This is a genomic window from Mesorhizobium sp. M0751 (assembly GCF_040320265.1).
Lineage (GTDB): Bacteria > Pseudomonadota > Alphaproteobacteria > Rhizobiales > Rhizobiaceae > Mesorhizobium.
On record NZ_JAMYPH010000036.1, the window covers coordinates 23,866 to 30,336 of the forward strand.

Annotated in this window: 4 protein-coding genes; 2 read left to right on the top strand and 2 right to left on the bottom strand. The window is 58.6% G+C overall.

Annotated features, from left to right (window positions below; all coding sequences use genetic code 11):
- Positions 1–150: 150 nt before the first annotated feature.
- The gene (locus NKI19_RS31020) at positions 151–534 is read left to right on the top strand and encodes a DUF6152 family protein (protein WP_352489100.1); all 384 of its coding nucleotides are present in this window, start codon (positions 151–153) and stop codon (positions 532–534) included.
- Between the two features lie 113 nt (positions 535–647).
- Positions 648–998 carry a hypothetical protein gene (locus NKI19_RS31025; RefSeq protein WP_352566657.1) on the top strand — a complete coding sequence of 117 codons (351 nt, stop codon included), beginning with the start codon at positions 648–650 and terminating at the stop codon, positions 996–998.
- A 312-nt stretch (positions 999–1,310) separates the two neighbouring features.
- Here NKI19_RS31025 and NKI19_RS31030 read toward each other — a convergent pair whose 3' ends face one another.
- Complete coding sequence (locus NKI19_RS31030) at positions 1,311–2,516, bottom strand: hypothetical protein (protein WP_352489103.1); 1,206 nt, start codon at positions 2,514–2,516, stop codon at positions 1,311–1,313.
- 204 nt (positions 2,517–2,720) lie between these two features.
- Positions 2,721–6,224 (bottom strand): carbamoyl-phosphate synthase large subunit, encoded by a 3,504-nt coding sequence (gene carB / locus NKI19_RS31035; RefSeq protein WP_352566658.1) that lies wholly within the window; start codon positions 6,222–6,224, stop codon positions 2,721–2,723.
- Positions 6,225–6,471: the final 247 nt, after the last annotated feature.

The following is a 6,471-nucleotide window of genomic DNA, read 5'->3' on the forward strand; positions in this document are numbered from 1 at the left end:
TGGCGAAACCATCGGCGAAGGCGCCTTTCTCCCCGTCACTATACGGGGAGAAATGCCCGGCAGGGCAATGAGGGGCGGCACAAACCTTCTGTGATTTGACGCTGCAGCGCGCTGACCTACCCTTTAATGCCGGAACCGAGGAGACGAGCGATGCTGTCACCTTTCAACCGGAGCGTCACGCTGGCGGCGGCGGTGATGCTTGCCGCGGCCACCGCGGCCTATGCCCATCATGGCTGGTCGTGGACGCAGGACGGGTTCTTCGAACTCAAGGGCAGGATCACGGCCATCTACATCGGCAACCCGCACGCCACGCTGGATGTCGACGCCGAGGGAGAAGTCTGGCGGGTGGAGATGGCGCCGCCGTCGCGCACGATCGCCGCCGGCTTCACCGAGGAGGTTGCCAAGGTCGGCGACGGGGTGACCGCGATCGGCCACCGCTCGCGCGACGAGAGCGAAAAGCGCATGAAAGCAGTCCGCATCATCGTTGGCGGCAAGACCTATGATGTCTATCCCGACCGCGTGCCGCCGGCCTGAATGGACGGGTTTTTCGCCGGCATCGAGCAACTGGCCTTGGTACGGGGACTAAAGGCCTCCTTCGTCGCCTACCCCTCGTCAACGCGCTGCACATCATCTCGATCGGCGCGCTGTTGACCAGCGTCTGGCTCATGGATCTCAGGATCCTGGGCGCATTCCGCTCGCTGCCGCAGGTGCCGTTCGTCACGTTGCTGCGCAGCACCGCATTGGGCGCGTTCGCCGGTGCGCTGGTCACGGGCTCGCTGCTGTTTTCAGTCAGGGCGAGCGAGTATGCGGCGATGCCGATTTTCCTTGCCAAGATGGGGCTGATCCTGATCGCCGGCGCCAACTTCCTTGTCTTCATGCGCCGCGCAAAAGGCGGTGACGAGCCGGCCGGCGGGATTGTCACTATCCTGGCTGTGCTCTCGCTGGTGCTATGGACGTCGGTGCTTTTCGCCGGGCGGTTTATTGGGTTTCTCAATTAAGCCGAGCGTCGCAATGCTGGACGAGTTCAAGAGCCTCGACGGCAATGAATTCTAGGTGAAATACATCGCCCAGCAGACCGAGGCGCGCTAGCAGGCGGTGGTGCTGTTTTCCACCTACGCCCAGTCAGCCGATGATCCGGCTCTGAAGGAAATCGCCAAGAAGACGCTGATGCACGAAATGCATGTGAAGGATCTTGCGGCGGTCCATGGGTAGACGCAGGGCGGGCCTATCTACCTGCTGCAGAGAGAAAGCGATTTCTAGTTTTAGCGCTGTCACCGTGGAACGGTAACACTTCTTGCTGCCGTGCGAATCTATTCGGCGACTTCGGCATTCTCCACGAGAGCAGCGTCAGACTTCCTAGCCGTCATGCTGCCGATCAGGGACTTAAGTTTCTCGGTGTATTTCTGCCTCGGGATATATGAGTAGTCCTCGCTCATATGCATCCTAAGATGTTCTTTTAGCATCTCGATTTTTGTCTGCGTTCTGAGTTCGTATTGTTCCTCATTACTCAGGTCCATCCGATCTTGGGATGCATAGGAAACGTCAGTAGCTATGATGCTAATCTTAAACAGGTCCTGCCTTCGTCGGTTGATGTTTATAATCTCGGAAACTAGCCTATGGACCACCGAGTAGCAAATTGTGAGGATTGTAAACGAAACTATGACGTAAGGCGCTCTCGAAATTAAAAATTCAACTATGCCGACGCGATTTTCATCCAGAAAGTAGTTAAGTAGCCTTTCTGAATTTGAAAATAGACGGTATGTAACAAGCGATATTATGACAATTGGAACAAACGACAGAATCGTATATAGCTTGATGTTATTTGTGCCTTGCCTGACGTATCCCGATATTTCCGTTGGAAAGAGATTTATATTTTCCTTAAGATCTCTCAGTTGTGATTGCTTATTTGAAATTTCTTCACTTACAGCTTCTCTTTGCTTGCTAAGATCGTTGATATTAAGCTTAATAGATGCAACTCTTTCGTTTCCTTCCTTTTCAACGGATGTGCCAATCTCTATGTCCTTCCGTATCTCTAGCTGTTGCTTGTTAAGCAGGTCGATGCTTTTATCGAGTCCATCTAGTCTCTCACCATTTTCTTCAATTGAAACTAACTGGTTTTCTATGGTTCTTTCATTTTCTTCAATATCTGAGAAGGATTTCGTCGCCTTTTCAAGGTATATCCGTAAACCACTCTCAATTTTTTCTTTTTCTCTACTGACGTCTTCTAGAATTCTTATCAGTTCACTAAAGTATTTTTGCTCTATTCCTCTAACAGAGATAGACGTTATCTTTGCCGATTTGAAAACTCTCTCAGATGGACTCAAGCCAAATCCATTTATAAACCTTTTTACCTCGAAGTTGAAAAACTCTCCATTAAATTTTTTCTTATAAATATTAGACTCTCCGCCGTACAAGGCGTCATTTAGGCTGAGCTCCATCTCATGGTAATCTTCATACTCGGTCGCATAGACTTTTATTGAGGTAACGTAAATAGATTCCTCAAGATCAAAGCTCAACCAATCTCGTCGAGCCTTGATGAAATTTTCCTCGGATTTGTTTCCAACTATGTTTGTTGCGCTAGTGAGTCAACATCTCGTACTCGTATAAGAGGTGTTGTCTCCTGCCCGATTGGGAAGCAGTGATGATCGCATTTAAAGGTTCGCGCTGCCCCTCACCGAACTGCTGGCATCCTCGCAAACGAGCGAGAAGAGCTAATCGCCTTACGCAAAATATTCCTGCAGCGGCCTGACTTCCAAGCTCCCAGCCCGCAGCGCCGCAATCGCCTCTGCCACCGCAGCCGCACCCGACAGCGTCGTGTAATACGGCACTTTCTGCATCAGCGTCGCCCGGCGCAGCGACTTCGAGTCCGACACTGCCTTTTGGCCGTCCGTGGTGTTGAAGACGATCTGCACCTGGCGGTTGCGGATGGCGTCTTCGATGTGCGGGCGGCCTTCCAGCACCTTGTTGATTTTCTCCGCCGCGACGCCGTTTTCGGCGAGGAAGCGGGCGGTGCCGGAGGTGGCCAGGACCTTGAAACCCTGGCCGGCGAGGCGCTTGACTGCCGGCAGGATGCCTTTCTTGTCCTCGTCGCGCACCGAGACGAACAGCGTGCCCGCGCGGGGGAGATCAACACCCGCCCCGAGCTGGCTCTTGGCGAAGGCCAGCGCGAAGTCGCGGTCGAGGCCCATGACCTCGCCGGTCGAGCGCATTTCCGGGCCGAGCAAGATGTCGACGCCGGGGAAGCGGGCGAACGGGAACACCGCTTCCTTGACCGCGATGTGGCCGGGATTGCGCGGGTCGGGCATGGCGCCGTAATGGGCGAAGGCGTCTTCCAGGCTTTCGCCGGCCATGATGCGCGCGGCGATTTTGGCGATCGGACGGCCGATGGTCTTGGCGACGAAGGGCACGGTGCGCGAGGCGCGTGGGTTGACCTCCAGCACATAGACCGTGCCGTCCTTGATCGCATATTGCACGTTCATCAGGCCGCCGACATTGAGCGCGCGGGCAAGGGCGGCCGTCTGGCGCTCGAGCTCGTCGACCAGCTCGGAGGGCAGCGAGTGCACCGGCAGCGAGCAGGCTGAGTCGCCGGAATGGATGCCGGCCTCCTCGATGTGTTCCAATATGCCGGAGACGTAGGTCGACCTGCCGTCGCAGAGGCAGTCGACATCGACCTCGATGGCACCTGAGAGATAGGTGTCGAACAGCAGCGGGTTCTTGCCGAGCAGCGTGTTGATCTGGCCGGTCTTGTCGTTCGGGTATTTCTGCTTGATGTCCTCCGGCACCAGGCCGGGCACGGTGTCGAGCAGATAGGATTGCAGCATGCTTTCGTCGTGGATGATCTGCATGGCGCGGCCGCCGAGTACATAGGACGGGCGCACGACCAGCAGGAAGCCGAGCTCGCCGGCGACGAGGCGGGCCTGCTCGACCGAATAGGCGATGCCGTTCTTCGGCTGGCTAAGGCCGAGCTTGTGCAAGAGCTTCTGGAAGCGGTCGCGGTCCTCGGCGAGATCGATCATGTCGGGCGAGGTGCCGAGGATCGGGATGCCGGCCTTCTCCAGCGCGTCGGCGAGCTTCAGTGGCGTCTGACCGCCGAACTGGACGATGACGCCGACCAGCTCGCCCGAGGCCTGTTCGGCGCGCAGGATCTCCAGCACGTCCTCCGGCGTCAGCGGCTCGAAATAGAGCCGGTCGGAAGTGTCGTAGTCGGTCGACACGGTCTCGGGGTTGCAGTTGACCATGATCGCCTCGAAGCCGGCGTCGCGCAGCGCAAAGGCGGCATGGCAGCAGCAATAGTCGAACTCGATGCCCTGGCCGATGCGGTTGGGGCCGCCGCCGAGGATGACGACCTTTTTGCGCGACGAGACCTGCGCCTCGTTGGCGAGCACGCCGGCAAACGGCACCTCATAGGTCGAGTACATGTAGGCGGTAGGCGAGGCGAACTCGGCGGCACACGTGTCGATGCGCTTGTAGACGGGATGAACGTCGAGCTTTTCACGAATCTTCTGGATTTCTTCGACATCCTTCCTGACCAGCGAGGCGAGGCGGGCGTCGGAAAAACCCATCGCCTTCAGCATGCGCAGATTGGCGGCATCCTCAGGGATGCCATGCTCGCGGATGCGATCCTCCATGGCGAGGATGCCGGCGATCTGCTCGAGGAACCACGGGTCGATCTTGCACATTGCGTGCACGTCTTCCAGCGAGGTGCCCATGCGGATGGCCTGCGCCACCATGCGCAGCCGGTCGGGCGTTGGCGTGCCCAGAGCGGCGCGGATAGCGTTGCGGTCGTCGACATGGCTGGCGGGCGCGCTGCCGTGGCCGATGCCGGGGATCTCGATCTCGTCCAGACCGGTCAGGCCGGTTTCAAGCCCACGCAACGCCTTCTGCAGCGATTCCTGAAAGGTGCGGCCGATCGCCATGACCTCGCCGACCGATTTCATCGAGGTGGTCAGCACCGGCTCGGCGCCGGGGAATTTCTCGAAGGCAAAGCGCGGGATTTTTGTCACGACATAATCGATGCTCGGCTCGAACGAGGCCGGCGTGGCGCCGCCGGTGATGTCGTTCTCGAGCTCGTCCAGCGTGTAGCCGACGGCGAGTTTTGCGGCGATCTTGGCTATGGGAAAACCGGTCGCCTTGGAGGCGAGCGCGGACGAGCGCGAGACGCGCGGGTTCATCTCGATCACCACCAGGCGGCCGTCGGCCGGGTTGACGGCGAACTGCACGTTGGAGCCGCCGGTCTCGACGCCGATCTCGCGCAGCACCGCGATCGAGGCGTTGCGCATCATCTGGTATTCTTTGTCGGTCAGCGTCAGGGCAGGGGCGACGGTGATCGAGTCGCCGGTATGCACGCCCATCGGGTCGATGTTCTCGATCGAGCAGATGATGATGCAATTGTCAGCCTTGTCGCGGACGACCTCCATCTCATACTCCTTCCAGCCGAGCACGCTCTCCTCGATCAGCACTTCTGTGGTCGGCGAGGCGTCGAGGCCGGACTGGACGATCTCGTAGAATTCGGCGCGGTTGTAGGCGATGCCGCCGCCTGTGCCGCCCATGGTAAAGGAGGGGCGGATGATGGCGGGCAGGCCGACATGGTCGAGCGCTTGTGCTGCGATCGCCATGCCGTGGCTGATGTAGCGCTGCTTGCGGTCGCCTTCGCCGAGGTTCCAGCGCGTTTCCAGTGCATCGAGCGCGGCGTCGAGATTTTCGGGCTTTTCCGCCTTCAGCGCTGCGCGCTCGGCCTCGTGTGTCTTGCGGTCGGCATTCTTGACGTCGGTGGCGTTGGCCAACATCGACTTCGGCGTTTCCAGGCCGATCTTGTTCATCGCCTCGCGAAACAGCGCGCGGTCCTCGGCCTTGTCGATTGCGGTGGCGTCGGCGCCGATCATCTCGACCTGATAGCGGTCGAGCACGCCCATGCGGCGCAGCGACAGAGCGGTGTTGAGCGCGGTCTGGCCGCCCATGGTCGGCAGCAGCGCGTCGGGTCGTTCCTTGGCGATGATCTTGGCCACCACTTCGGGCGTGATCGGCTCGATATAGGTAGCGTCGGCCAGTTCCGGGTCGGTCATGATGGTGGCCGGGTTGGAATTGACCAGGATGACGCGAAAACCCTCTTCCTTGAGCGCCTTGCAGGCCTGGGTGCCGGAATAGTCGAACTCGCAGGCCTGGCCGATGACGATGGGGCCGGCCCCGATGATCAGGATCGACTTGATGTCGGTGCGTCTTGGCATGTCGAGGGTCCGTTCGGCGGGCGGCTTGCACAAAAAGCCGGACGGGATGACCCGGCCGGTTGTGCTCGCGATTCTGGTATCAGGCTAGGAGGGCCTTATAGGGAAGAGTTTGCCGGATGTAACCCCGAAAATGAGGCAGTAGGGCAGTAGGGCAGTAGGGCAGTAGGCAAGTAGGCATGAACGCCAGTAGCGCAGTATAGCAGTAGCGGAGTAGGGAATGTCTCTAAAGCAGAAGGATCTCTGAGGA